The organism is Nocardia sp. NPDC056541 (assembly GCF_042794235.1).
Lineage (GTDB): Bacteria > Actinomycetota > Actinomycetes > Mycobacteriales > Mycobacteriaceae > Nocardia.
In genome coordinates, this window is sequence record NZ_JBHTUD010000023.1 from 52,915 (window position 1) to 77,961 (window position 25,047).

General features: G+C 68.5%; 20 protein-coding genes. 7 read left to right on the forward strand and 13 right to left on the reverse strand.

Annotated elements, in window-relative coordinates:
• Positions 1-307 precede the first annotated feature (307 nt).
• Both ACFQ9R_RS30240 and ACFQ9R_RS30245 read left to right on the forward strand, forming a co-directional pair.
• Positions 308-619, forward strand: a complete 312-nt coding sequence (locus ACFQ9R_RS30240; protein ID WP_378995438.1) for a hypothetical protein — start codon at positions 308-310, stop codon at positions 617-619.
• 65 nt (positions 620-684) lie between these two features.
• Entirely contained in the window at positions 685-1,185 is a 501-nt protein-coding gene (locus ACFQ9R_RS30245) for a GtrA family protein (RefSeq protein WP_378995440.1), read from the forward strand.
• Between the two features lie 24 nt (positions 1,186-1,209).
• Here the strand turns inward: ACFQ9R_RS30245 and ACFQ9R_RS30250 are convergent, their stop codons facing one another.
• From ACFQ9R_RS30250 to ACFQ9R_RS30260, 3 genes are read right to left on the reverse strand one after another with little or no spacing between them, the layout of a single operon-like run.
• A complete protein-coding gene (locus tag ACFQ9R_RS30250; protein WP_378995442.1) occupies positions 1,210-1,851 on the reverse strand; it encodes a Type 1 glutamine amidotransferase-like domain-containing protein in 642 nt (213 codons plus the stop codon).
• Positions 1,851-2,690 (reverse strand): maleylpyruvate isomerase N-terminal domain-containing protein, encoded by an 840-nt coding sequence (locus tag ACFQ9R_RS30255; protein ID WP_378995444.1) that lies wholly within the window; start codon positions 2,688-2,690, stop codon positions 1,851-1,853. Before ACFQ9R_RS30255 ends, ACFQ9R_RS30250 begins: the two co-directional genes overlap by 1 nt.
• Positions 2,687-3,139, reverse strand: a complete 453-nt coding sequence (locus ACFQ9R_RS30260) for an HIT family protein (RefSeq protein ID WP_378995446.1) — start codon at positions 3,137-3,139, stop codon at positions 2,687-2,689. Before ACFQ9R_RS30260 ends, ACFQ9R_RS30255 begins: the two co-directional genes overlap by 4 nt.
• A gap of 406 nt (positions 3,140-3,545) precedes the next feature.
• Between ACFQ9R_RS30260 and ACFQ9R_RS30265 the strand changes: the two genes are divergently transcribed.
• The 4 genes from ACFQ9R_RS30265 (at position 3,546) to ACFQ9R_RS30280 (ending at position 7,671) form a co-directional block, all read left to right on the forward strand.
• Positions 3,546-4,664, forward strand: a complete 1,119-nt coding sequence (locus tag ACFQ9R_RS30265) for a Re/Si-specific NAD(P)(+) transhydrogenase subunit alpha (RefSeq protein ID WP_378995448.1) — start codon at positions 3,546-3,548, stop codon at positions 4,662-4,664.
• On the forward strand, positions 4,664-4,966 hold the full coding sequence (locus ACFQ9R_RS30270) for an NAD(P) transhydrogenase subunit alpha (RefSeq protein ID WP_056818017.1): 303 nt from the start codon (positions 4,664-4,666) through the stop codon (positions 4,964-4,966). Before ACFQ9R_RS30265 ends, ACFQ9R_RS30270 begins: the two co-directional genes overlap by 1 nt.
• A 17-nt stretch (positions 4,967-4,983) precedes the next feature.
• Positions 4,984-6,402: an NAD(P)(+) transhydrogenase (Re/Si-specific) subunit beta gene (locus ACFQ9R_RS30275; protein WP_378995500.1), complete on the forward strand. Its 1,419-nt coding sequence runs from the start codon at positions 4,984-4,986 to the stop codon at positions 6,400-6,402.
• Between the two features lie 165 nt (positions 6,403-6,567).
• Positions 6,568-7,671, forward strand: a complete 1,104-nt coding sequence (locus tag ACFQ9R_RS30280; protein ID WP_378995450.1) for a mechanosensitive ion channel family protein — start codon at positions 6,568-6,570, stop codon at positions 7,669-7,671.
• Between the two features lie 24 nt (positions 7,672-7,695).
• On the opposite strand, the gene ACFQ9R_RS30285 is transcribed toward ACFQ9R_RS30280, so the two are convergent.
• The 4 genes from ACFQ9R_RS30285 to ACFQ9R_RS30300 form a co-directional block, all read right to left on the reverse strand.
• The gene (locus tag ACFQ9R_RS30285; RefSeq protein ID WP_378995452.1) at positions 7,696-8,694 is read right to left on the reverse strand and encodes an ABC transporter substrate-binding protein; all 999 of its coding nucleotides are present in this window, start codon (positions 8,692-8,694) and stop codon (positions 7,696-7,698) included.
• 99 nt (positions 8,695-8,793) lie between these two features.
• Positions 8,794-9,462, reverse strand: coding sequence for an isochorismatase family protein (locus ACFQ9R_RS30290; protein ID WP_378995455.1), 669 nt, complete (start codon positions 9,460-9,462; stop codon positions 8,794-8,796).
• Positions 9,463-9,495: 33 nt separating this feature from the next.
• Positions 9,496-10,629 carry an isochorismate synthase MenF gene (locus ACFQ9R_RS30295; protein WP_378995457.1) on the reverse strand — a complete coding sequence of 378 codons (1,134 nt, stop codon included), beginning with the start codon at positions 10,627-10,629 and terminating at the stop codon, positions 9,496-9,498.
• A 9-nt stretch (positions 10,630-10,638) separates the two neighbouring features.
• Positions 10,639-11,424, reverse strand: a complete 786-nt coding sequence (locus ACFQ9R_RS30300; protein ID WP_378995459.1) for an SDR family oxidoreductase — start codon at positions 11,422-11,424, stop codon at positions 10,639-10,641.
• Positions 11,425-11,511: 87 nt separating this feature from the next.
• Here ACFQ9R_RS30300 and ACFQ9R_RS30305 point away from each other — a divergent pair, with 87 nt between their 5' ends.
• On the forward strand, positions 11,512-13,161 hold the full coding sequence (locus ACFQ9R_RS30305) for a (2,3-dihydroxybenzoyl)adenylate synthase (protein WP_378995461.1): 1,650 nt from the start codon (positions 11,512-11,514) through the stop codon (positions 13,159-13,161).
• Positions 13,162-13,276: 115 nt separating this feature from the next.
• Here the strand turns inward: ACFQ9R_RS30305 and ACFQ9R_RS30310 are convergent, their stop codons facing one another.
• From ACFQ9R_RS30310 to ACFQ9R_RS30335, 6 genes are all read right to left on the reverse strand, one after another.
• Positions 13,277-13,492: a phosphopantetheine-binding protein gene (locus tag ACFQ9R_RS30310; RefSeq protein ID WP_358061797.1), complete on the reverse strand. Its 216-nt coding sequence runs from the start codon at positions 13,490-13,492 to the stop codon at positions 13,277-13,279.
• Between the two features lie 3 nt (positions 13,493-13,495).
• Positions 13,496-14,335 (reverse strand): siderophore-interacting protein, encoded by an 840-nt coding sequence (locus tag ACFQ9R_RS30315; protein ID WP_378995464.1) that lies wholly within the window; start codon positions 14,333-14,335, stop codon positions 13,496-13,498.
• Positions 14,332-15,561, reverse strand: a complete 1,230-nt coding sequence (gene entS / locus ACFQ9R_RS30320; RefSeq protein WP_378995466.1) for an enterobactin transporter EntS — start codon at positions 15,559-15,561, stop codon at positions 14,332-14,334. Before entS ends, ACFQ9R_RS30315 begins: the two co-directional genes overlap by 4 nt.
• On the reverse strand, positions 15,558-16,556 hold the full coding sequence (locus tag ACFQ9R_RS30325; protein WP_378635651.1) for an ABC transporter substrate-binding protein: 999 nt from the start codon (positions 16,554-16,556) through the stop codon (positions 15,558-15,560). The genes entS and ACFQ9R_RS30325 overlap by 4 nt, the downstream gene beginning before the upstream one ends.
• A 56-nt stretch (positions 16,557-16,612) precedes the next feature.
• Positions 16,613-24,139, reverse strand: a complete 7,527-nt coding sequence (locus ACFQ9R_RS30330) for an amino acid adenylation domain-containing protein (protein ID WP_378995468.1) — start codon at positions 24,137-24,139, stop codon at positions 16,613-16,615.
• Positions 24,140-24,235: 96 nt separating this feature from the next.
• The gene (locus tag ACFQ9R_RS30335; RefSeq protein ID WP_378995470.1) at positions 24,236-25,042 is read right to left on the reverse strand and encodes an ABC transporter ATP-binding protein; all 807 of its coding nucleotides are present in this window, start codon (positions 25,040-25,042) and stop codon (positions 24,236-24,238) included.
• Positions 25,043-25,047: the final 5 nt, after the last annotated feature.

Here is a 25,047-nt window from a genome sequence, read left to right on the forward strand (position 1 = left end):
GCGGGCAGTTCGTCCTGGTCGATCGCGCACCGGGCGCGCACGTGAACCACGCCGGGGCAGAAGAATGCCTGGTGATCGACCGGATGTGATGTGGGCCCGAACAAGGAAATCCGCGCATCGATGTGATCTGGCGCGCCCCGTTGGTATATACGCCGTCCAATCCGTCACAATGCCCTGACAGGGTGTGTTCGACGGTGAATCGCCTCGCCGCCCAGCGTGTTTCGAGTTCTGCTCCACGGGTGCGCGCCGCGCGCATCGATCATGCGACGTTGTTGCGCCGCACCGCTTTTCGTAGGGAGGACTGGCGATGATGAAGGAACCGCAGGACCGCGGCGAGCTGGTGGGTGCTCTGCTGGCCGCGGAGTTCGCCGACGCGGGCATCGACACCGAGGTGATGCGTCGTGTGCACACCGGCGCACATCACGAATGGCTGTCCGCGCTGGAGTCGACCGGGATGTTCGATGTCCGTGCGCTGGCCGAGATCGCCGCACGCTGGGCAGCCGACCCCGCGTTGCTGCGTGACGCTCTGCTCGCCGAGGCCGATGAGCTCACCCGCCGTCGCTGCCTCGCCGCGTGGGCCTCGTTCGATACTCGCCCGATCGCGGCGGTCAGCCGCTAGCCGCTCGGCCCACCCGTTTGCCGGTTGCTCACCCTGACTTCATCTGCCGCTGGCAGGCTGGCCGCGTGCAGCATCAGGCGAGCGTCACCGAATCGGTGGCCGACCGGTTCACCCGTTGGTGTGCGGCGGTCGTCGCCCGGCTGCCGTGGGGGCTCGACCGGTATGTGCCCGCGACGTTCCTCGGCTTCGCGCTGATCAACAGCTTCACCTTCGGTGTCGACCTGCTGTTGCTCACACTGCTGCACGGCGGTTTCGGCTTGCCCGTCTGGCTGTCGATCACCCTCGCCTACATCGTGGCGTTCGGGCTGAGCTTCCTGCTCAATCGCACCTTCAACTTCCACTCCCACGCGCCGATGGGCAAGCAAGCCGCGGTGTATGTGGTGGTGGTCGTGGTGAACTACCTGGCGTTCATCCTCGGCGTCGGCTCGGGTCTCACCGCGCTCGGCCTGGAGTATCACCTGGCCAGGTTGCTCGCGGGCGGTTGTGAGGCCGTGTACATGTACTGCGCGATGCGCTGGCTCGTCTTCCGCCGCCGGTCGGCGGTGACGGCGACGACCGCCGCGTGATCGCGCGTCGGTGTGCCGGCGGAGTCAACCCCGGAGCACCTCGGTGCGATCGCCGTCGACCAGGACCACGTCGTCGTCGGTGAGCGCCCAGTGCGGGATGCCCTGGGCGACGCAGTGGGCCAGCATCGCGGCGGAGTCGCCATCCGGGTCGGTGGGGGAGTCCAGGTGGACGATCAGGCGACGATCGACCACACCCAGTCCGTCCCACCGTGGTTCGATGCCGGTGGTGGGTAGTACCTCGGCGGGGTCGTCCATGGTTTCCAGCCCGTGCAGGTCGGGTCCGAGCAGGCACGCGCCCGCGCTGTAGCCCGCGTAGACCAGCACATCCTCGCGCAACAACGCGGGCAGCACGGAATCGGCTCCGCTGCGGGCGAATTGGGCGCGGAGCACGAACGTGTTGCCGCCGCGCACCCAGACCATCGGGAACCCGCGCAGGTGCCGTTCCAGCCGCTCCGGTTGCCCGGCGTACTCGCGCAGATCCAGCACGTCCGGCGAATAGCCCTGTTGCTCCAGCAGTTTCACATCGCTCGTCACCGCCGCCGACCAGGCATCGGGCCACGCGTCACACGCGTTCGGAATCACCGCGACGCGTCCCGGCGCGCCGACGAGCCCGACGAGCCGATCGGCGAAACCGCCGAATCTGTAGGACGCCAGGAAGAGTCGCATCAGATAGTGAACGCCAGATTCTGTACGAGCCGCTCACCGAGCGCGGTATCACCCTCGACGACGACTTCGCCGGGGTGCCGGTCGGCGGTGGTGCGCCCGCCGCGCAGTCGCGCGAAAAGCCCGGAGTCCACGCGGATCACGGTGGTCGGCTCTTCGGAAACCTCGTCGAGAACCGACCCGCGCCCACCGGCGACCGACAGGTGTACCTGCCGGGTCACCGGACCGGTCAGGTCCAGCGTGATCAGCGAACCATCCGGCGCCTTGGCGCCTTTCACCACCGCACGGCCGAGACCGAGGGTCAGTTCGGTGAACGCGGCCTCGGCCCGCGCGCCACCCTCGGGCACGCTGCGCCCGATCCCGTCGGCGAGGTCGAGTTCGTGCATCCAGCAATCGAACAGCCGCACCCGCATGAACCGCCCGTAGGGGACCTGACCCACCGGTGAGACGGTCGGCGCCTGCCAGGCGTCGTCGTCCATGGCGGCCAGTGCCGCCCGGCGACGTTCGGTGGTCTCGTCGAACAGCGCGAGCAGCCGTTTCCCGGAGAGTGGGCGCAACCGGTCGACCCAGATCTCGTTGAGCACGGCCACTTCGTTGCGCACATGCGGCAGGGTTCGCACGTCGGTCTTGGGACGCAGGGGATCGTGCGGCGGCGGTGTCTCGCCGAGTAACCACGACTCGGTGCCGATCACGTGCGCGACCACGTCGAACAGGGTCCAGCCGGGCAGCGGAGACGTTCGGCGCCAAGCCTTTTCGTCGAGGTCGGTGACCAGCAGCGCGATGGCTTCCCACTGCTCGGCGAGCAGGTCGGTGAGTTGTTCGCGCCCCGGCGTCTCGATCATCCCTGTGCTCCTTCTGCTTCGCTCTGGTCGAGCGCGGTGAGGCCGGCGCGGATCGCCGCTGCGGTCGAATTCGGTTCGTGCGGGCGACGCAAGAGGAAACCCTTGGCGAAGGTGAGTTTGTCACCGTGCTTGCGCGGGACCACGTGCAGGTGGACGTGGCCGACGGTCTGGAACGCGGCGGTGCCGTCGTTGAGGATGAGGTTGGCACCGTCGCTCGCGAGCCCGCTCAGGCGCAGGGCACGGGCCAGACGGTGGCCGGTGCGGAAGATCCGGGCGCCGAGGTCGGGGTCGAGATCGTCGAGTTCGGTCGCGTGGACCTTGGGAACGATCAGGGTATGGCCACGGGTGATGGGACGGATGTCGAGGAACGCGCAGACCGCGTCATCGGAGTAGACCATGGTTGCCGGTGCGGCACCCGCCACGATCCGACAGAAGGCGCAGTCGTTCACGGCCTCGACCCTACGGTGTGATCTGGGTCGCGCAACAGCCCGAACCGGTCGCTACCATGACGCGCATCACGTCTCGCCGGATACGCGGGTGCCCGGCCTGGAGTCGGACGTCGAGGTAAGTAACCGACGTGGATGTGCGCTCTTGCATGTCCCCACCTGCGGTGACGAATCTCGGTGTGGGCACCGGCCGGTGTCCGCCGGGCCGGGAGCTGGTTGTCACTGCTGACGAGGGCCGCGGTGTCCGTTTTGTGGTCGTCAGTCCAGTTCTCCGTTGTGACGGGCATCTCCGCTAGGCTCACCGCGAGCCGAGTACAGTTGCCAGGATTTCAGTCGAACTTACTCACAGGTAACTTCGGCGCCCCGTTGTTCCCAGGCTCGAAGCCAGCACGAAAAGGAAGTCTGACTAGTGGAGACAACGCAAAACGTGGGCGAGGGTTCGCCGCGCGGAGCGCGTGTCGGAGTCGTTCGCGAGTCCGGCCCGGGTGAGCGGCGAGTCGCATTGGTGCCCAAGATCATCCCCGCCCTGTCCAAGCAGGGTGTCGAGGTGATCGTGGAAGCCGGTGCCGGCCTCGGCGCTCTCATTCCCGACGCTGCCTATGTAGAGGCAGGCGCGACCATCGGTGACCCCTGGTCGGCCGAGGTCGTCGTCAAGGTCGCCCCGCCCAGTGATGCCGAGGTGGGCAAGCTGTCCTCCGGGCAGACCCTGATCGGTTTCCTGGCGCCGCGCAATGCCGAGAATCAGATCGGCGCGCTGCGCTCCGCCGGTGTGCAGGCGTTCGCCGTCGAGGCGATTCCGCGTATCTCGCGCGCGCAGGTGATGGACGCGTTGTCCTCGCAGGCGAACGTGGCCGGGTACAAGGCCGTGCTGCTCGCCGCGTCGGAGTCGACCCGGTTCTTCCCGATGCTCACCACCGCCGCGGGCACCGTGAAGCCGGCCACCGTGCTGGTGCTCGGTGTCGGCGTCGCCGGTCTGCAGGCGCTGGCCACGGCCAAGCGTCTCGGCGGGCGGACCACCGGTTACGACGTGCGTCCCGAGGTCGCCGATCAGGTGCGCTCGGTCGGTGCGCAGTGGCTGGATCTGGGGATCGACGCCGCCGGTGAGGGTGGGTACGCCCGCGAACTCACCGACGAGGAGAAGGCTCAGCAGCAGCAGGCGCTCGAAGACGCCATCAAGGGCTTCGACGTCGTGATCACCACCGCGCTGGTGCCGGGTCGCCCCGCACCCCGCCTGGTCACCGCGGCCGCTGTCGAGGGCATGAAGCCCGGCAGCGTGATCGTCGACCTGGCCGGGGAGACCGGTGGCAACTGTGAGCTCACCGAGCCCGGCGAGGTCGTGGTCAAGCACGAGGTGACCATCGCCTCGCCGCTGAACCTGCCCGCCACGATGCCCGAGCACGCTTCCGAGCTGTACTCGAAGAACATTTCGGCGCTGCTGGAACTGATGCTGGTCGACGGCAAGCTCGCCCCCGACTTCGAGGATCAGGTCCTGGCGGATTCCTGCGTCACCCGTGAGGTGGAAGCCTGATGTACACCGAACTGCTCGCCAATATCGCGATCCTCGTGCTGTCCGGCTTCGTCGGCTTCGCGGTGATCTCGAAGGTGCCCAACACCCTGCACACCCCGCTGATGTCGGGCACCAACGCCATTCACGGCATCGTCGTGCTCGGTGCGCTGGTCACCCTGGGCAATGTGAAGGACCCCTCGCTGCTCGTACAGGTGATCCTGTTCGTCGCGGTGGTGTTCGGAACACTGAACGTCATCGGTGGCTTCGTGGTCACCGACCGCATGCTCGGCATGTTCAAGGGTAAGAAGAAGGCGGCCGAGTGATGCACGCAGTCGACAACATGACCTACCTGGTCAACGGCCTCTACATCGTGGCCTTCTCCATGTTCATCTACGGCCTGATGGGCCTGACCGGCCCGAAGACCGCGGTGCGCGGCAACCAGATCGCCGCTGTCGGTATGGGTATCGCGGTGGTCGCCACCTTGATCTCGGTGCGCCACGCGGCCCTGCTCAACTGGATTCTCATCGCCGCCGGTCTGATCGTCGGTGTGGCACTGGGTGTTCCGCCCGCCATCCGCACCAAGATGACCGAGATGCCGCAGCTGGTCGCGGCGTTCAACGGTGTCGGTGGTGGCACCGTCGCGTTGATCGCGTGGGCCGAATTCGTCGACAGCGCGGGCTTTTCGCAGCTGCACGAGGAACCGACCATCCACATCATCATCGGTTCGCTGTTCGCCGCGGTGATCGGCTCGGTCTCCTTCTGGGGCTCGATCATCGCCTTCGCCAAGCTGCAGGAACTCCTGTCCGGCAAGCCGATCAGCGTCGGTCGCCTACAGCAGCCGCTGAACCTGATCCTGCTCGTCGGCGCGATCGTGTGCGCCGTCGTGATCGGCCTCGGCGCCGACAACGGTGGCGTCTCGCAGCTGTGGATGATCGGCCTGCTCGTGCTCGCCGGTGTGCTCGGCCTGATGGTCGTGCTGCCCATCGGCGGCGCGGACATGCCGGTCGTGATCTCGCTGCTCAACGCTCTCACCGGTCTGTCGGCCGCGGCCGCCGGTCTGGCGCTGAACAACACCGCGATGATCGTCGCGGGCATGATCGTCGGCGCCTCGGGCACCATCCTCACCAACCTGATGGCCAAGGCCATGAACCGCTCCATCCCCGCGATCGTGGCCGGTGGCTTCGGTGGCGGCGGCGCGGTCGCAGGTTCGGGTGACGGTGAGGCCAAGACGGCGAAGGCCACCTCCGCCGCCGACGCCGCGATCCAGATGGCCTACGCCAACCAGGTGATCGTGGTCCCGGGCTACGGCATGGCCGTGGCGCAGGCCCAGCACGCGGTCAAGGAGATGGCGCTGCTGCTCGAGGGCAAGGGTGTCGAGGTCAAGTACGCGATCCACCCGGTCGCCGGTCGCATGCCCGGTCACATGAACGTGCTGCTGGCCGAGGCCGAGGTGTCCTACGACGCGATGAAGGAAATGGACGACATCAACGGTGAGTTCAACCGTACCGATGTGGTCCTGGTCATCGGCGCCAACGACGTCACCAACCCGGCGGCCCGCGACGACAAGTCGAGCCCGATCTACGGCATGCCGGTGCTCAATGTCGACCAGGCCAAGAGCGTCATCGTGCTGAAGCGCTCGATGAACTCCGGCTTCGCCGGTATCGACAACCCGCTGTTCTACGCCGACCACACCTCGATGCTGTTCGGTGATGCGAAGAAGTCCGTCGGTGCGGTCACCGAGGAACTGAAAGCGCTGTAAGACAGCCGAAGACAACCGCAAGAGGCTCCGCTGTTCGCGCCGAACAGCGGAGCCTCTTGTCGTTGTGCCGACTCCACGACTCGCAATCAGACGGTCATGTCTGTGGCCGGCGGGTGTGGGTATGCCGCAGCTGAGGCATGCCGACAACGGGAGGAGTTCGATCTCGTGGAGGAGATATTACGGCCGATCATCGTGCTGCTCGCTACGGCGGCGATCACGGTGTCGGTGGGTTTGCTGGTAGAGCGTGTGCTGCGCTACGCGGCGCGCCGCAGTCCCAGCGTCCATCTGCCATCGCTGCGGCGACTGCAACTGCCGCTGCAGATTCTGCTCGGGACGGTCACCTTGCACGCGGTCTATCCGCTCGCCGAGCTCGACCTGCGCCAGGACGTGGTGATCCGGAGCTTCCTGGCGACGGCGGCCATCATCGCCGCGGTGTGGTTGGTCATCCGGGCCACCGATGTGGTGGCCGAAAGCCTGCTGGGCCGCTATGCCCAACGCGCCAGCGAGGTTTCGCGCGTGCGCCAGTTGCGCACCCAGCTCGGACTGGTGCGTCGCATCGTCACTTCGGTGCTGGTGGTCACCACCGCCGCGGTGGCCATCCTGCTGCTGTTCCCGAGTCTGCGGACCCTCGGCACGTCGATGCTGGCCTCGGCGGGCGTGATCGGCATCATCGTCGGTGTCGCCGCCCAGTCGACGTTGAGCAATCTCATGGCCGGGTTGCAGATCGCCTTCGGCGACTCGGTCAAGATCGGCGATACCGTTGTCGTGGAAGGGGAGTGGGGAACTGTCGAGGAGATCACCCTGGCCTTCCTGACCGTGCGGATCTGGGACGACCGCAGGCTCACCATGCCGGTGTCCTACTTCAACAGCCAACCCTACGAGAACTGGTCGCGGGGCGGCTCGCAGGTCACCGGCACAGTGCTGCTGCACCTCGACCACAGCACCCCGGTACCCGCGCTGCGCGAGCATCTGCACACCTACCTGCGCGAGTGCCGGGAATGGGACGGGCGCAACTGGAATCTGCTGGTGACCGACAGCACGCCGACCGACATCGTCGTCCGTGCGACGATGTCGGCCGCCGATGCCGACGACGCGTGGACCCTGCGCTGTGCGGTCCGTGAGGAGCTGCTCACCTGGATCGGGCGCCACCATGCCCACGCGTTTCCCAAGATCCCGACTTCGATCACCCACTCCGCCGAGCAGGCAGGTGATCGCGTCGACGACCAGACGGTGCTGGCCACCGAGCCCTGGGCTTCGTCGGCGCGCTAGATCAGCAGGCCGCCGACGGCTGTCTCACTGGAAGCGCTGCGCCAACAGGTCGAGGGTCGCCATGGCAACCCGGTAGTCCGGCCGCTTGCTGTCCGCGGGCAGCTCGTAGACCTGACTCTTCTGGAAGGCAGGCAGTATCGCGAGCGCCGGATCTGCCTTCAGCTGGGCGATATCGCGGCCGTTGTCGACCGAGATCACGAACAGCACCGGAGCGTCGACGACGGTACTCAGTAGTTCGGGGCTGAAGGTCACCCAGTCGGCTGCCGCGGGCCGGGGCGGGTTGCCCGCCTTCGCTTCGATCTTGTCGTCGATGGTGAATCCGACCTCGGCGAGCAGTGTGGCCAGCGGGGTGTTGGGGGCCAGCAGGATGGGCTTGCCGTCCGATTGGGACTGCATCACGGCCGTCGCGCCCTGTGGCAGCTTCATGCCGGACTTCACCTTCGCGACCTTGTCGTTGTAGGTGGTGATCATGCTGTCCACCTTGTCGGGGCGGTTCACGATGTGGGCCACCGACTTCAACTGGTCCTGCCAGTTGGCGGCGTCGGAGGGTACGAGCGCGGTGGGCGCGACGGCCGTGAGCTTGTCGTAGTTCTTGATCGACTGCATGCCGGGGTATCCGGGCCCGCCGCCGATGATCAGGTCCGGCCGCTGGGCGGCGATGAACTCCAGGTTCAGGTCGTCACCGGAGGGCACTGCCTCGGTGCCCTGTTCCGCGGCATCCGCCGCCCAGGACGGGGGGAACTCGCCGGGCTTCAGCGTGATGCCCAGAATGCGCGGATCCGCGGCTTTCACCTTGGCGTCCAGGTCGAAGAGGTATCCGGCGAGAGCGCCGTTGAGGACCACGATGCGCTGCGGGTCGGCGGGCACTGTGACGAGGCCCTTGGCGGTTTCCACCTGGCGAGTGCCGGTGCCGGCGGCCTGGTCGGCAGTGGAGCTGCCGCAGCCCGCTGCCGTCGCGGCCACCGCGACGATCAGGAGCGCGACGGCGGCACGCATGCGCGCCGTCATTCGATGAACTGACATGAACGGTGTTCCTTCTTCTTTGGGGCAGGTTCAGGGGTGACTCGGCGGGCAAAAGGCCCTGCCGTTCATCGCAACGGCAGGGCCTTTTGTCGGTACCGATCAGGCGGATCGGCGTTCGGTGGATTCCACGTTTGTGGTGTCGAGCTGACGGATCAGCTCGTCGGTGCTGGTGACGGCACCGCAACGGCGAGCGACGTAGTTCAGCGCCATGATGTGTTCGTCGCGGCTGAAGTCGGCGGTGGCATCGTGGACGAGGAAGGGGCGCACGTCGCCCATGAACGCCTCCGCGGCACTGAGCATGCAGCCCATGTGGGTGTAGACGCCGGTGATGAGGAGCTGATCGCGACCGTAGTAGCCGAGTAGCTCACGCAGATCGGTGCGTTGGAAGGCGGAGTAGCGCCACTTGGTGACCTGGATGTCCTGTGGGTCGGGGGCGATGGCGTTGATCACCTCGGTATCGGCGCCCTCGGACATGCCGGTGCCCCAGAAGTCGGCGAGTATCCCGCGCCGTGACGGATGCTGGTCGCCGGGTTGCATCGTGTAGATGACCGGGATGTCGAACCGGTGGCAGTGATCGCGCAGGGTGGCGATGTTGGCGATGAGGGTGCGCGCGGGATCGCGGTAGAGATCGTAGGCGTCGAGGAAGTACTGCTGCATGTCGTGGATCAGCAGTGCGCTGCGGCCGGCCTCGGCGGTCCAGTCGACCTGGTCGGCGGTGAACTCGTCCGCGGTCGGCATGGGATAGGGCGCGATCGGGGGAATGGGCATGGGGAGTCTCCGTTGAGCGTTGGGTCGGCGGGGTCAGCCGACGGTGACGGGCAGGTCGGCGATACCGAGCGGCCCGAGGATGCGCTGGAATTTGCCGGTGGTCTCGGCCAATTCGGCGGCAGGGTCGGAGGCGGCGACGATCCCGCCGCCCGCGTGCGCGAGCAGGGTGGTGCCGTCGGCGGACAGCTCGGCACAGCGGATGCTCACCATCCACTCACCGTTGCCGTCGGCGTCGCACCAGCCGACCGCACCGGCGTAGAAGCCGCGTTCGCCCTCGAGTTCGGCGATCACGCGGGCGGCCGCCGCGGTGGGCGTGCCGCAGATCGCGGGGGTCGGGTGCAGTGCTACTGCCAGCTCCAGCGCCGACGGTCCGGCGAGCGGGACTGTCGCGGTGATCGGCGTGCCCAGATGCCACATCGCCGGTGTGGCCGTGAGTTCCGGTGCGGGAGTCTGTACTTCGGCGCACCGGTCACGCAGCACGGCGGAAACCTGGTCGGTCACGAAGCGGTGCTCGGCATGGTCTTTGGTGGAGGCGAGCAGTGCGTCGGCGGCGGTGCGGTCGGCGCCGCTGTCGTCGAGGATTCGCCGGGCCGAGCCTGCCAGTGGGTGGCTCAGGATCTGACTTCCGTTGCGGCGTATCAGGATCTCGGGGCTGGAGCCGACCAGGTGTCGGCCGGGATAGCGTCCGCCCGCGGCGGAGAGGTCGACCAGGAACCCGTTGGACATCGGGTCCGAGGCGACCATCAGGTCCAGGATATCCAGTGCTCGAACAGGTGTCGTCGTCCGAGCGCGAACAGCGCGGGCCAGCACCACCTTTCGCAACGGATGCGCGGGATTGCCGAGCAGTTCGACTGCGGTGGCGACGCGCTGGCGGTGTTCCTCCGGCGCGGGCAGCGCGGCATCGAGTTCGAAGCGGGGCAGCGCCCGCGAACCGGGTTGGTGCGGCGCCTCGGTGATCGTCACCGAATCCGGCGCCCACAGCGCGGTCGGAGCGCCGGGGGTGAACGGTAGCGCGCCGACGATGTGGCTGATCCGGCCGCTGCGCAGCGCGGTGATCGCGTCGTGTGCCGAGCGGAAGACGGTCCCGCCCGCGGTGGCGGACACGGTCCGCTGCGGACGGGACAGCAGGAAAGCGGGGTCTGAGCTGTCGGTACTGATGGTGATCATTCCTCTCGGTCACATGTCGAGCGTTGCGCCACCGTCGACCCGCAGGTCGTGCATCGTGATGTGGCGGGCGTCCTCGGACGCCAGGAAGTGGACTGAGCCCGCGATATCGGCGGGAGTGGCGATGCGGCGCAACGGAATTCCGAGGCGGTAGGCACTCGGATCGCCGTCGAGCAGCGCATGCTCGGCCGCGTCGTCGACGGTGCCGCCGAACATCTCACGCAGCATCGGGGTATCGGTGGAACCGGGCGAGACCAGGTTCACCCGCACGCCGAGCGGCGCGACTTGCAGGGCCAGCGAGCGGGTGAACGCGGTGGCGGCGGCCTTGGCGGCGCCGTAGGCGGCCATGGCGACGCGTGGCGTGGCGGCCGCGTTCGAGGAGACGACCACGATCGCGCCACGACCGGCGCGGACCATCTCGGCGGCCGCGCGCTGGGTGATCAGCATCGTGCCGGTGGCGTTGACGGTCAGGCAGCGTGCCCACTCCTGTGGGTCGAGTTCGAGTGCGGAGCCGCCGACCATGAGCCCGGCCGCGTGCACGACGACATCGGGTGTTCCGAATTCCGTGGTGAGACGGTCGAAGGCGGCCTGTACTTCGGCGCCGTCGCTGATATCCAGTTCGACGCCATGAGCGGATCGTGCCGTGAGTTCGGCGGCGACCTTGTGGACGGCGGGGTCGCGATCCCACAGCGAGAGAACTCCCGCCTCGCCGGCGAAACGGGCGGCGACCGCGGCGCCGATTCCCCCGGCGGCGCCGGTCACGACGACGATTCGCCCTCTGGACTCACCACTATGCATGAGGTTAGCCTAACCTGATTTCATCGTCGGTTGGTTAGCTTCCCTTACAGCTTCCGGCGAGGAACTTCGAAGATCCGCTGGAAAGAGGTGCTCGACTTGACCGATCCCGTGCTCCCCGGATTCACTCCGTGGCCCGCTGAGCTGGCACAACGATATCGAGAGCAGAACTGTTGGACCGGTGAGACATTCGGCGACGTGCTCACCGCGCGCGCGGTCGCGGCGCCGGACCGGATCGCGGTCCTGGACGACGCGAACAGCTGGACCTACGCCGAACTCGAGCATCGTTCCCGCTCGCTCGCCACCGGTTTGGCCCGCCTCGGCATCGCGCCCGGTGACCGGGTGCTGGTGCAGCTGCCCAACCGCGCGGAATTCGTCGAGGCGATCTTCGCGCTGTTCAAGCTCGGTGCGCTGCCGGTGTTCTGTCTGCCCGCCCATCGCAAGGCCGAGCTGGTGCCGATCGCCGAGGCCGCCGGGGCGAAGGCCATGATCACCTGCGGCACGCACCAGCGTTTCGACTACGCGGCGCTGGCCGCCGAGGTGCGCGGCGAGGTCGAGAGTCTGCGCCACCTGGTGCTGGTCGACTGCCCGTCGCTGCCCGGTGACGCGCACGACATCGACGAATTCCGGGACACCCCTACCGAATTGGCGGGCCCGTCGCCGAGCGATGTGGCGTTCCTGCAACTGTCCGGCGGGAGTACGGGTATCCCGAAGCTCATCGCGCGTACCCACGACGACTACCTGTACAGCGTGCGCCGCAGCGCCGAGATCTGTGAGCTCGACAGCGCCACTGTCTATCTCGCGACGCTGCCGGTCGCGCACAACTTCCCGATGAGTTCGCCGGGCATCCTCGGTGCGCTGTGGGCGGGTGGCGCGGTGGCGATGACGCCCGACCCGACTCCGGCGACGGCCTTTCCGCTGATCGAGCGATTCGGCGTCACCATCACGGGTCTGGTCCCCCCGCTGGCGCGGCTGTGGACCGAGCGCGCCGAGGCAGGCGAGACCGCGGATCTGTCCAGTCTGCGGGTACTCCAGGTGGGTGGGGCGCGGTGCCAGGACGAGCTCGCCCGCCGGATCGGTCCCGCGCTCGGTGTGACCTTGCAACAGGTGTTCGGCATGGCCGAGGGGCTGGTCTGCTACACGCGGCTCGACGACCCGATCGACGTGGTGGTCAGCACGCAGGGTCGCCCGATGTCGGAGTACGACCAGCTCGCCGTCGTCGACGACAACGGCGCCGAGGTGGCGCCGGGCTCTACCGGCAACCTGATCACGCAGGGCCCGTACACCATTCGCGGCTACTACGACAATCCCGACGCCGATGCCCGCAGCTTCACCGCCGACGGCTGGTACCGCACCGGCGACATCGTGTCCGTGCGCCCGGACGGCAATCTCGTGGTCGCGGGCCGCGCGGGTGACTGGGTGAACCGGGGCGGCGAGAAGGTATCGGCCGAAGAGCTCGAGGCGCACCTGCTCGAACATCCCGCGGTTCGCGACGCTGTCATCGTCGGCACGCCGGATCCGGTTCTGGGTCAGCGGATTTGCGCGTTCGTTCAGCCGATCGACCCGGCGCAGCGGCCCACGCTGATCTCGGTGCGCAAGTTCGTCCGCTCGCGCGGCGTGGCGGCGTGGAAGATGCCCGACACGGTCGTGGTCGTCGACGAATTCCCGGAAACCGGGGTCGGCAAGACCAGCCGCAAGGATCTGCGGCAGGCGCTCGCCGATGGTGCGCACGGCAGCTGACAGGCACCGGCCCAGCGCGGGTGGAGGGTTCTCGCTGACGAGGCCCACGACATCGCGCCGGGCCCGCGGTGGCACAGCCGTACTGCCACCGCGGGCCCGGATCCGGACAGCGCGATCAGGCCAGCAGTTCGATCCACGACCCGAGCACGGGATCACCTGCGAGCGTGGGAAAGTCGATGTCTGCATGTCCGGCCGACCGCCATTTCTCCACGAGCGACATGATGCGAACCGAGTCCAGGCCCGCATCGAGCAGGTCGGTGTCGGTGGCCAGTTCCGAGCGGTCGACGCCGAGCGCCGTTGCCACATCCGTGATGACTTGTTCGTCGGTCATCGCTCATTCCTCTCGATCGAAGTCGGCGACGCCGCGCTTCCAGTAGCCGGCGATCAGTGAGTCCTTCGGCCCGATCCCGAGTTCGCCGCGCACCACCTTGCGAATGCCGCGCAGACAGCCGGCCTCACCGGCGACCCAGGCGTAGACCCGCTGTCCGGCAGCCACTTCCACGCCACGTACGGCCTTCTCCAGTGCGTCACCGGTGCCCGGCTCGAGGTCGCCGCGGTGCAGCCAGCGCACCTCGATACCCGCGGGCGCATCGATCTCGATCTCTTCCTCTGGTCCGGTCACCTCGATGAACGCCCAGCCCTGCGCGGTCCGCCGCAGTCGTTCCAGCCAGCGCGCGATGGCGGGCAGCGCGGTGATGTCACCGACGAAGAGGAACCGGTCGTAGGACTCCGGGACGACGACGCCACCGGGAGGGCCCGCGATGTGGATCTTGGTGCCCGGGGTCGCCGCGCTCGCCCACTCCGAGGCCAAGCCGCCGGGGTGGATCGCGAAATCGATGTCGAGTTCGTTGTCGGCGACGCTGTGGCGGCGCACGGTGTACTCGCGCGACACCGGGCGCGGGTTGCCCCACTCGAGTGACTGACCGTCGCGCGCGGGCAGTCGCAGTACCCCGTCCTCGCACGGAAAGACCAGGCGCACATGCTCATCCGGCACATAGCTGTGGAAGGACGCGATATCGGGCCCGCCGAAGGTGATCCGGAGCAGCCCGGCCCCGACCGCGACCGTGCGGATCACCTCCACTTCCTGCAATCCGATCGGATACGGGACCTTCGCGCCGTGCTCACTGGCGAGCACCTCGGCGATGCGCGCGGCGTAGCCACTGCGATCTGTCACTGCTGTTCCTTTCCGTGCAGCGGCCCGGCGGCAAGCGCCACCACGCCGGTGAGAACCAGGACCGCGACGCCGTAGAACACGAGCGCGGAACCCGGTGCGAAGAATTGGCCGACGAATCCGGCGGCCATCGAACCGATCGCGGTGCCGGTCACCGACTGCACCATGAGAAGTCCGGCCATCCGGCCGCGCAGTTCCTCGGGCGCCTGCTGTTGCAGCAGGGTGTAGCGCAACACGATGTTCACCGCCCTGGCCAGGCCGAATCCGGCCAGGCCGAGGAACACCAGCGCCGCGTGTGACCACAGCCCGGCGGCGATCACGCCCAGCGGCATGAGGGCGAGCGAGATCAGCAGGGCGAGCCCGTTGTAGCGGGTGCGGCTCATCCAGCCGCTGGTGAGCGAGCCGATCACGGCGCCAGCGCCCGGCGCGGCGTAGAGCAGGCCGAGGGTGCCGGGGCCGGCGCCGAGTTCGACTTCGGCGAAGGCGGGTAGCAGCACCAGCGGGCCGCTGACCAGCATGGCGAGCAAGCCGGTGAGCAGGATGATGCGAATGGTTTTGTGCTGCACCGCGAATCGAATGCCGATCGCCAGCTCGCGCACCGGGTTCTGCAGGGCGCGGGCCGGCGGCGGCGCGGGCCCGATCGCGGTGATCAACCCGACCGTGGCGACGGTGGCGCCCGCGCACAGGAAGAACGCGACCGACACCCCCGCCTGTGCGACGAGCACACCGGCGATCGCGGGCGTGATCATGGTCCCGAGGTCAGTGGTGAGCGCGGTCAAAGCGCCCGCCGCCGCGATCTTCTCGCGACCGACCAGCATCGGGACAAGAGCCATCAACGCGGAGCCGCTGACGCCGCCCGCGAGTCCGTCGATGACGGCGGCCAGATAGATCACCGACAGCATCGGATCCGGCAGCACCGCGTTGATACCGAGGATCAGGAATCCGAAACCGGCTGCGCTGCGCGACCATTGGATCACGTTGCGCCGGTCATAACGGTCGGCGATCACACCGCCCGCGAGGCTGCCGACGAACAACGCGGCCGCGGTGGTCGTCGCGATGCCGGCGACCTGCAGGGTCGACCCGGTCAGTTGATAGACCTGCAACGGCAGGGCCACCATGAGCAGCCCGAGCCCCAGCACCGACACCAGCCGCGCCGCGAACGCGCACCGGAACGGACGCGAGGTCCGCAGCGGGCTGATGTCGATGAGCAGGCCGCCGACCGCTGTCACTTGAAGCGTTCCACGAGCAGATCGAGCGTGGTCATGACCGTGCGGTAGTCAGGACGCGAGCTGGTGGCGGGCAGCTCGAAGACCGTGTTCGCCTTGAACGAGGGCAGCGACGCGTACATCGGGTCGGCCCGCAGCTCGGCCAGGCTCCGGCCGCCGTTGAGCGGGATCATGAACAGCACGGGCGCGTCGACGGCGGTGTTCAGCAGCTCCGGGCTGAAGCTGATGAAGTCGGCGCTGCCTTCACGAGCGGGGTTGCCCGCCTTGGCTTCGAGCTGCTGGTCGAGGGTGAACCCGACCTCCGACAGCAGCGTGGGCAGTGCGGCGGTGGGCACGAACGCGGTCGGCTTCTGGCTCTTGAGCGACTGCATGATGACGGTGTTGCCCGCGGGCGCCTTGATGGCGGCCTTGGCCTTGGCCAGCTTGTCCTTGTAGTTGGTGATCAGCTGGTCGACCTTGGACGGCTTGCCGACCACGTCGGCGATCACCCGCAGCTGGTCCTGCCAGTAGGTGGTCTCGGTCGGCACCAGCACGGTCGGGGCGATCGCGCTGAGCTGGTCGTAGGCGTTCACCGACTGCTGCGCCGGGTAGCCCTGGCCGCCGCCGATGATCAGGTCGGGGCGCTGGGCGGCGATGAACTCCAGGTTGATGTTCTCACCGGTGGGCAGGGCCTTGGTGCCCTGCTTCGCCGCGTCCTCGGCCCAGCCGGACGGGAACTCACCCGGCTTGCTGGCGACGCCGAGCAGCCGCGGGTCGGCGGCGACGACCGGCGCCTCGAGGTCGTAGAGGTAGCCGGCCAGGGTGCCGTTGAGCACCACGATGCGCTGCGGATCCGCGGGGACGGAGACCGGGCCCTTCGGAGTCTGGACCTCGCGGGGGCCGCTGGGTGCGGCGGTGTCGCCCGACGAGGTGCTGCAGCCGGTGAGCGCTGCGATCAGCGCGAGAACCAGCAGGGCGAGGGTGGCGCGGAGCCTGCCCGATGATCGTGTGGTGAACATGGAAGGGGTTGTCCTCATCTTTCTTTTCGAACGGTGAAAAGCGGTGCGCTGCATGCTCAGCCGCCGATCACCGGGTCTGTGTCGAGAAGTGCCGCGACCTCGGCCCAGCCGGTGGGCGACACGATCTCGAAGTGGGAGTAGGGCAGTCGGCGCACCACGAGCCGGGCTCGTGCGGACTGCCAGCCCGCCAGTTGCGCCTCGGTGCGGCCCGGTGTGGTTCCGGTGTCGGCGGCGTAGAGCGCCATCGGGCCGTCGTAGTCGGCCGCGGCGGACGCGGTGACCAGGCCGAGCAGGGTGCTCGCGGCGTCGCGCAGCTTGGTAGCCAGTTCTGGTGCGTCATCCGGGATTTCGGGGAGCAGCTGGTCCAGATCGGCGGGGTCGGTGAGTGCGCGGGTGGCCTGTTCGGTGAGATCGGACAGGGCGAAGGCGTCGACCAATCCCGTGAACGCGACTTGCTCGCCCGCCGCCGTCAGCGCGGCGGCCATGGCGTGGGCGATGGTGCCGCCGAGGGAGTAGCCGAGCAGGTGGTAGGGGCCGTGCGGTTGGATTCGGCGGATGGTCGACACGTAGTGGGCGGCCAGGTCGTCGATGGTCTCGGCACGGAAGGTGTTGTCGCTCAGGGTCGGTAGCTGTAGGCCGATGATCGGGCGGTCGGCTCGCAGGAGTTTCGCGAGGGGGCCGAACTGCCAGGCGGTGCCGCCGACGGGGTGAACGCAGAACAGTGGATCGCGCGAACCGGTGGTGCGGAGTTCGAGGACATGGTCGAGTCGCGAACCCCAGGCATCCGTGTTTTCCGCATCGCCCGTTCGAGAGTTGTTGTTGTTCTGAGCGATCCGGTTGGCGAGTGCTCGTGGTGTCGGTGCTTCGAAGACATCGTCGAGGACGACCGCGAGCCCTGCGCGCCGGAGCCTGCCCATCACCCGAACGGCGGTGAGCGAGTGGCCGCCCGCCTCGAAGAAATCGGCGTCGGCAGCGATGTCGGTGGTGGAGAGCACGGCGGCCATCGCCGTGCGGATGGTGCGGACCAGGTCGGTGGCTTGGCTATGGCCGGTGCTGGTCGCGGTGGAGATCGCGCTGCGGTGATCAGTTGCCGCGCGGTGTGCCCGCTCAGCGTGCGCGGAGTCGCTGCCTGGCTCGCGGGTCGTGGAGGTGTCGGCGATCAGATCGCGGGCGCTCGGCGAATCCTGCGGGTCGTGTGGGGCAGCCGCCGGCACGGGGATGTCAGAAGCCGACCCGGCGTTACTCGATGTGGCCGTGGGGTTCTCGGCAGCGTTGACCGCGTAGTTCGGGACCGGCAGGGCCTTGCGATCGATCTTCTCGCTCGTCGTGCGGGGGATGTGGTCGAGGACGACGAACGCGGCGGGGACCATGTAGGCGGGCACCCGTGCTCGTAGGCCGGAACGGACGGTGGCGATGTCGATGTCGGTGTCCGCCTTGGCGACCAGGTAGGCCGCGAGGCGTTGATCGCCCGGGGTGTCCTCGCGCAGGATCACCGCGGAGTGGGCCACGCCCGGGCAACTCAGCAGGGCCGCTTCGATTTCGCCGAGTTCGATGCGTTGCCCGCGCAGCTTCACCTGACTGTCGGCGCGGCCCACGTAGTCGAGTTCGCCGTGCGGGCCCCAGCTCACGAGATCGCCGGTGCGGTACATGCGTTCGCCGTGTCCCAGCGGGTCGGCGACGAACGAACCCGCGGTCCGGGCCGGGCGGGCGAGGTATCCGCGCGCCAATTGCGTTCCCGTGAGATACAACTCGCCGATCACACCGACCGCGACCGGGCGCAGCTCGGTATCGAGGACACGCACATCGGCACCGCCGGCGGGCAGACCGATCGGGACATTGCCGCGGTCGGCGCCGGAGGTCTCGTGGTGGGTGATACACACCGCGGCCTCGGTGGGCCCGTACAGGTTGTGGACGCGGGCGCCGGTGAGGGCTCTGATCCGCTCCGCGGTCGGCGGCGGTAGCGGTTCGCCGCCGGTGATCACGCAGCGCAGCGCGGTGCAGCCGCTCAGGTCGGCTTCCTCGGCGAGCACGGTGAGCATCGACGAGGTGAGCTGGACCATGCCGACCCGCTCGGTCGACATCAGGTCGGCCAGGTAGTGCGGGTCGCGGTCGAGTCGACCCGACACCGGTGCCGCCACGACGCGCGCACCGACCAGCAGCGGCAGGAACAGCTCGAGCAGGGAGGCGTCGAACGTCGCCGCGGTGCGGTACAAGACGGTGTCGCCCGCGCCGAACCGGTGCCGTCGCTGCATCCACTCGAAGGTGCTGGTGATGGCCTGGTGGGAGACGCTCACGCCCTTGGGTTCGCCGGTGGAGCCCGAGGTGAACAGCAGGTACGCGGCATTGCGGGGGAGCAAGGGCGCGAGTCGGTCGAGGTCGGAGACCGAGGTATCGGCGAAATCGGACAGATCCAATGCTTCGACCTGTGCCACGGATGCGCGATCGGTCGTGAAGTTGTCGGCCGCGGTGGTGAGAACCAGCGCCGCGCGCGATGTTGCGAGGATCCTGTCGGCGCGCTGCGCGGGACTGTGGGGATCCAGCGGCAGGTAGACCCCGCCCGCCCGGCACACCGCGTGCGCGGCGACGATCGACTCGATCCCCCGCGTCATCGCCACCGCGACCACAGTTTCGGGCCGAACGCCCTCGTCGATGAGCCAGCGCGCGAGCCGATGGACCCGGCTGTCGAATTCACCGAACGAGAGCGTCACGCCGTTCGCGGTGACGGCCGGCGCATCGGCGGAGATCGTCGCCGTCACCGACCAGTCGGCCAGCGTGCTGCCGTGTGTTTCCGACGGCATCGCGGCAGCCATGGCTTCCTCGACGGAACCGTCGAGATCGGCGGCCAGCGTGGACAATACGGCGCCGAGGCGATCACTGAGCCGCGTGGCGACCGGGCCGGGCACTGCGACCACATCGTGGTGCAACATCAGCGCGAACTCGGCGCCGGGCAACGCGGTCACCGTGACCGGGAAGTCGGTCAGCCCGTCGACATCGACGTCCACCACCTGAACCCCACCGGGATCGGGCTGCAACAGACCGGCTTTCGGGAAGTTCTGGAACACGACGAGCGAATCGAACAGCCGCCCGAATCCCAGCGCCCGCTCGATGGTGGCCAACCCGAGGTATCCCCGGGCCTGGCCGTCGAACGAGGTCTGCTGCAACTCCCCGAACTGCTCGGTCACCGGCCGACCAGCCCCGAGCGACACCCGCACGGGCACGGTATTGCTGAACAATCCGACCATTCCGCCGACTCCGGCGAGATCAGCGGGACGCCCGGAAACCACGGTCCCGAACACCACATCGGTGCGCCCGAAGTGATCCGCGAGCACCATCGCCCACGCGCCCTGCAGCACGGTGTTCACGGTCAGCCCGTGCCGCCGGGCGTTCTCGGCCAAGGCCGTCGCCACGTCGGCGGCGAGCGGAACCCGCAGGCCGACCGGACGCTGTCGCTGGGCCGTCGCCGAATCCGCCGGGTGCGGTGCTCCTCCGCCGTTCGTGGTCGGCTCCGGCGTCGAGACGGCGGGCGCCGGTGCTCCGGCACCGCCCGGTGCGAACGCGGCCGGATCGGTTGCGGATGTAGGGGTGGCGGCGAGCAGGGTCGGTGCGCGCAGGCCGGTGAGGTTTTCGGTCCACCAGTGCAGGGTCGCGGTGGTGTCGCGGGTGGTGAGCCAGGTGAGGTAGTCGCCGAAGTAGGCGGGGGCCGGGAGGGTCTCGCCGGTGTAGAGGGCGAGGGTTTCCCGGACCATTGTCGGTACCGACCAGCCGTCGGCCAGGAGGTGATGGGCGATCAGAACCAGCCAGTGCGAGGTGTCGGTGAGGCGGATCAGGAGGCCGCGGATCAGCGGCGGTCGATCGATGTCGAACGGTGCGGCGCCGGCGCGCCGCACCGAAAGCCGTGCTTGCGCTGCGGGATCAGGTGACTCGCGCAGATCCTCGACCTGCCACGAGACGCCCGGTGCCCGCGGAACGATCTGCACCGGCTGGTCGAACTGTTCATAACTGAACGCCGCGCCGAGGTTCGGATGCCGCCGCAGCATGCTCGCGAACGCCGCACCCATGCGCTCCGGATCGACGGCGCCGTCGAGGGTGAAGCGGGCCGTCATCGTGTACACGTCGTCGGCGCCGTCGCGCAGTGCGTGGAACAGCAATCCCTCCTGCAGGGGCGACAGCGGGAGCACATCGGCGACCGGTCCGTAGGTAGCGCCGAACTCGTCCAGGTCGCTCTGCGTGAGCGCTGCGATCAGGCGACCGGGCGCTGTCGGGAGCGGCGACGAGACAGCGGCCGGCGACTCGAATCCCACGGCGGTCGTGGGATGTTGCGGCTCGGGCGCCGCCTCCGCGGCCAGCGCGGCGAGGCTGCGCCGGGTCAGTAGTTGCTGGGGCAGGAGGGTGAGGCCCTCGGCGCGCAGGCCGCTGCTGACGGTGATGGCGGTGATGCTGTCGCCGCCGACGGCGAAGAAGTCGTCGTCCATGCTGACGGTGTCGAGGCCGAGCGTCCTCGAGATCGCCTGGTGGACAGCATGTTCGGCGTCGGTGGCCGGTGCGCGTCCGGACTCGTCGGTCGCGGGGTCCGGTAGCGCCGTGCGGTCGAGTTTGCCGTTGACGGTGGTGGGCAGGGCGTCGAGGACGACGAGTCGAGCCGGCACCATGTGCTCGGGGACCAGGTCGGCCAGGCGGGTACGTGCGGCCGAGGTATCGAGGTCGCCGGTCGCGGCGACGACGTAGCCGATCAGGGTAGGGCGCCCGGCGATATCCCGGATATCGGCTGCCGAGGTGCGGATTTCGGTCAGACCTTCGAGTGCCGCCGCCACATCACCGAGTTCGACGCGGTGGCCGCGGATCTTCACCTGATTGTCGACCCGGCCCAGGTATTCGTAGCCGAGCCCGGGCACCCAGCGCGCCCGGTCGCCGGTGCGGTACATCCGCGCTCCCGGCGGGCCGTACGGATCGGCGACGAAAGACTGTGCGGTAGTGGCGAACCGGCCGAGATAGCCCCGCGCGATCTGCGGACCGGCCAGATACAGCTCGCCGACCTGACCGTCGGCGACGATCTGCAATCCGTTGTCCAACAGGTGAGCCCGCGAGCCCGCGACCGGCATCCCGATCCGTGGACCAGCGCCATCGATCGGTGCCCCGATCACATCCACCGTCGCCTCGGTCGGGCCGTACAGATTGACCGCCGCGAACCCGCCACGATCGATCGCGCCCCATAGCTCCGCCGAGCACGCATCGCCGCCGATCACCAGCGTCAGCGGCGGGCGCGCTGTCTCATCGGCGCTGTCGGCGCTCGCGAGATCCGTCGCTGTCGAGATCTTCCGGATCGCCTCGGTGCTCGCTGTCGCCGACTTCCGGCCGACCGGGCTCGACTGTGCCGGCGACGGTAGTTCGCTGGTCAAGCCGTGTTCGAGCAGGGCGGCGACCAACGACGGAGTGCCGTCGACGACGTCGATGCCGTCCCGGGCGAAAGCCTCGACCAGGGCGGCCGGGTCACGCCGGGTATCGCTGTCGTACACGTGGATCCGATGTCCGGCGGTCATCCACAGCAGTGGGTCGAGCGAGGCGTCGAAGGCGAAGGAGGTGGTGTGCGCGATGGTCAGCTGACGGTCGCCCACGCGGCCGGCGGCGGCGCTGTGGATCCCGGCGCGGTGTGCGGCGACGAGTGCGGCCAGGGAGCCGTGCTGTACGACAACACCTTTCGGCTGACCGGTCGAGCCCGAGGTGTAGATGACGTAGGCCGCGTGCTCGGGCCTCACCGCGAGCGCGAAGTCGGTGTCCGCGTGGTCGTCGAGCCGCGCACGGAAGCCGGCGTCGTCGATCGCGACGGCGTCGGCACCGAGCTGGGCCGCCAACTCACCGGCACTGAGCACCACAGCGGGGCCCGCGTCCGCGATCGTCGCTCGCAGCCGGGCGACCGGATGTTCCGGATCCAGGGGCAGATAGGCGCCACCGGCGCGCCAGACGGCGAGCAACGCGACGACGAATTCCACATCGCGGGGTAGCGCGAGGCCGACGATCGCATCCGGCCCGACCCCGGCCCCGCGCAGGAACCGCGCGAGCCGGTTCACCCGGAGTCGAAGTTCAGCGGCGGTGTACTCGGTTTGAGCCGAACTCAGCACCACGGCATCCGGTTGCTCGGCGAGCACGTGTTCGAGAAGGTCGGGGATCGTCGCGACCGACGGCTCGTCGTGAAGAGCCCGGGTTTCGTTGTCCGGGAACTGCATTGTTGTCGAGCGCGCGGCCAGCAGCCGCGTGCGCTCGGCGGGATCGAGCAGTTCGAGCGCACCCACCGCGATCTTGTCCGACCCGGTGAAAGACTCGATCACCCGGACCAACCCGGCGACCCGCCCGCACACCGTGTCCGCGTCGTTGGTTCGCGCGTCGGATTCGAATCCGAGCAGCACCGTGCCGTCGGGCAGCGGAGTGACGGTCAGCCCCAGGTCCTCCGGGGGCCCGCCCGCCACATTGCGCAGCACGCCACGCGCACCGTCGAAATCGAGGGTGAAGTCGAAGACCTTGAGGTTGATGCCGATCCCGTGCAGGAGTTCGCCCGCGCCGTGGCCGTGGAAGTCGCGGGCGAGGTCGTCGCCGCTGTAGCGCTGGTGCTTGCGGACCTCGCGCAGGATGTCGGCGATGCGGGGGCCCAGCTCACCGAGCCGGTCGCCCGCGCTCACCGTGACCCGCAGGGGCAGCACGTTCACCGCCATGGCCGGTGTGCGCAGGGCGGCGCGGCCGACCCGGCCCATCAGCAGCATCGAGACCACCACATCGGCGGTGCCGAGTTGGCGGTGCAGGAACGCGGCGTAGCAGGCGACGAGCGCGTCGGCCCACGTGATGCCGTGCCGTTCGGCGCTCTCGCGCAGTGCCGCGAGCAGTTCGGTGGACAGGATGGCCTCGGCGCGGATCGTCCGCTCGACCGCACCGCCCAGGTGGCGACCGCGGCCGTCGAGATCGGGCCACGGTGTGAGCTGGTCGCGCCAGTAGGCGCGGTCGGCCTCGAATTCGGGGCCTGCCCGATAGGCCTGCTCCTCGGCGACCAGCTCGGCGATGGTTCCGAAAGTTTGTTTCGGCGAGGGTGTTCCGCGTCGGAGGGAGGTGTAGTGGGCGGCGACTCGGCGCGAGAGCAGCGCCGCGCTGTAACCGTCGACGATGAGGTGGTGGTAGAGCTGCACGCACCAGACCACGCAGTCGGAGATCCGGATCAGCGTGTAGTTGTACAGCTGCCGGTCGACCATGCCTCGGCACCGTTGCGCGGCCTGCTCGCGCTCCAGCGCGACAGCCTCGTAGGCCAGAGCCAGCGGCTCCGCAGCCGCCCGTAGATCGACGGTCGGTCGCAGCACCGCTTCGGCATCGCTCACGAATTGCCTTGGCCCGTCGGCTGTTTCGGTGAACCGCAGCCGCATGTTCTCGGCCTCGGTGACGGTGCGACGGATCGCCTCGCTCAGCAGGTCGACATCGATCGGCGCGTCCCCGGTGATCTCCAGGACCTCGCCGACCAGGTAGCGCCCGGACTCGGGGTCGAAGCGCTGGGCGTTCCAGATGCCGAGCTGCGGTCCGGTCAGCGGCAACTCGAGACCATCTGTCACGGCAACTCCCTCACTCGTCACATTCACAATCAGTTAGGTTAGCCTAACTTAACTAATTGTGGAATACCTATGTTCGGCTGCCGCATCGCCGCAGCTCTAGCGCACCTTGGCGGCATCCTGCGCCAGCGGAATCACCAGTGGCGTAACGGTTTCCGGGTCGTCGACGATGCGGCACCGCAACGAGAAGACCTCGTCGACGAGCTCGGCGGTCACGATGTCGGCGGGCGCACCCGTCGCGACCACCCGCCCGTCGCGCATGGCTACGAGGTGATCGGCGTAGCGGAAGGCGTGGTTGAGGTCGTGCAACACGGCCACGACGGTCCGCCCGGATTCGCGGTTCAGTGACCGGCACAGATCGAGCAACTGGATCTGATAGGCGATGTCGAGGTAGGTCGTCGGCTCGTCGAGCAGGATCAGCGGGGTGTCCTGGGCGAGCACCATCGCGATCCACACCCGCTGGCGCTGACCGCCCGACAGCTCGTCGACCATCCGCGCCGATAACTCGGTGACACCGGTCGCCGCCATCGCCGAGGTGACGGCTTCCTCATCGGCCTTCGACCACTGCCGCAGCAGCGTCTGATGCGGATAGCGGCCGCGGGCAACGAGATCGGCGACCCGGATGCCGTCCGGCGCGGTGGAGGTCTGGGGCAGCAGACCGATCTGCCTGGCCACCTGCTTCGCCGGGTAGGAACTGATCGGTTTGCCGTCGAGCAGCACGGTCCCCGACTCGGGGGTGAGCAGCCGGGCCAGCGCGCGCAGCAGCGTGGACTTGCCGCACGCGTTCGGGCCGATGATCACCGTGAACTTGCCGTCCGGGATATCCACCGACAGCTGGTCGCTGATCGTGGTGCCCTTGTAGCCGAGGCGGACCCGGTCGGCGCGCAGGCGTGAAGTGTCGTTCATCTTTT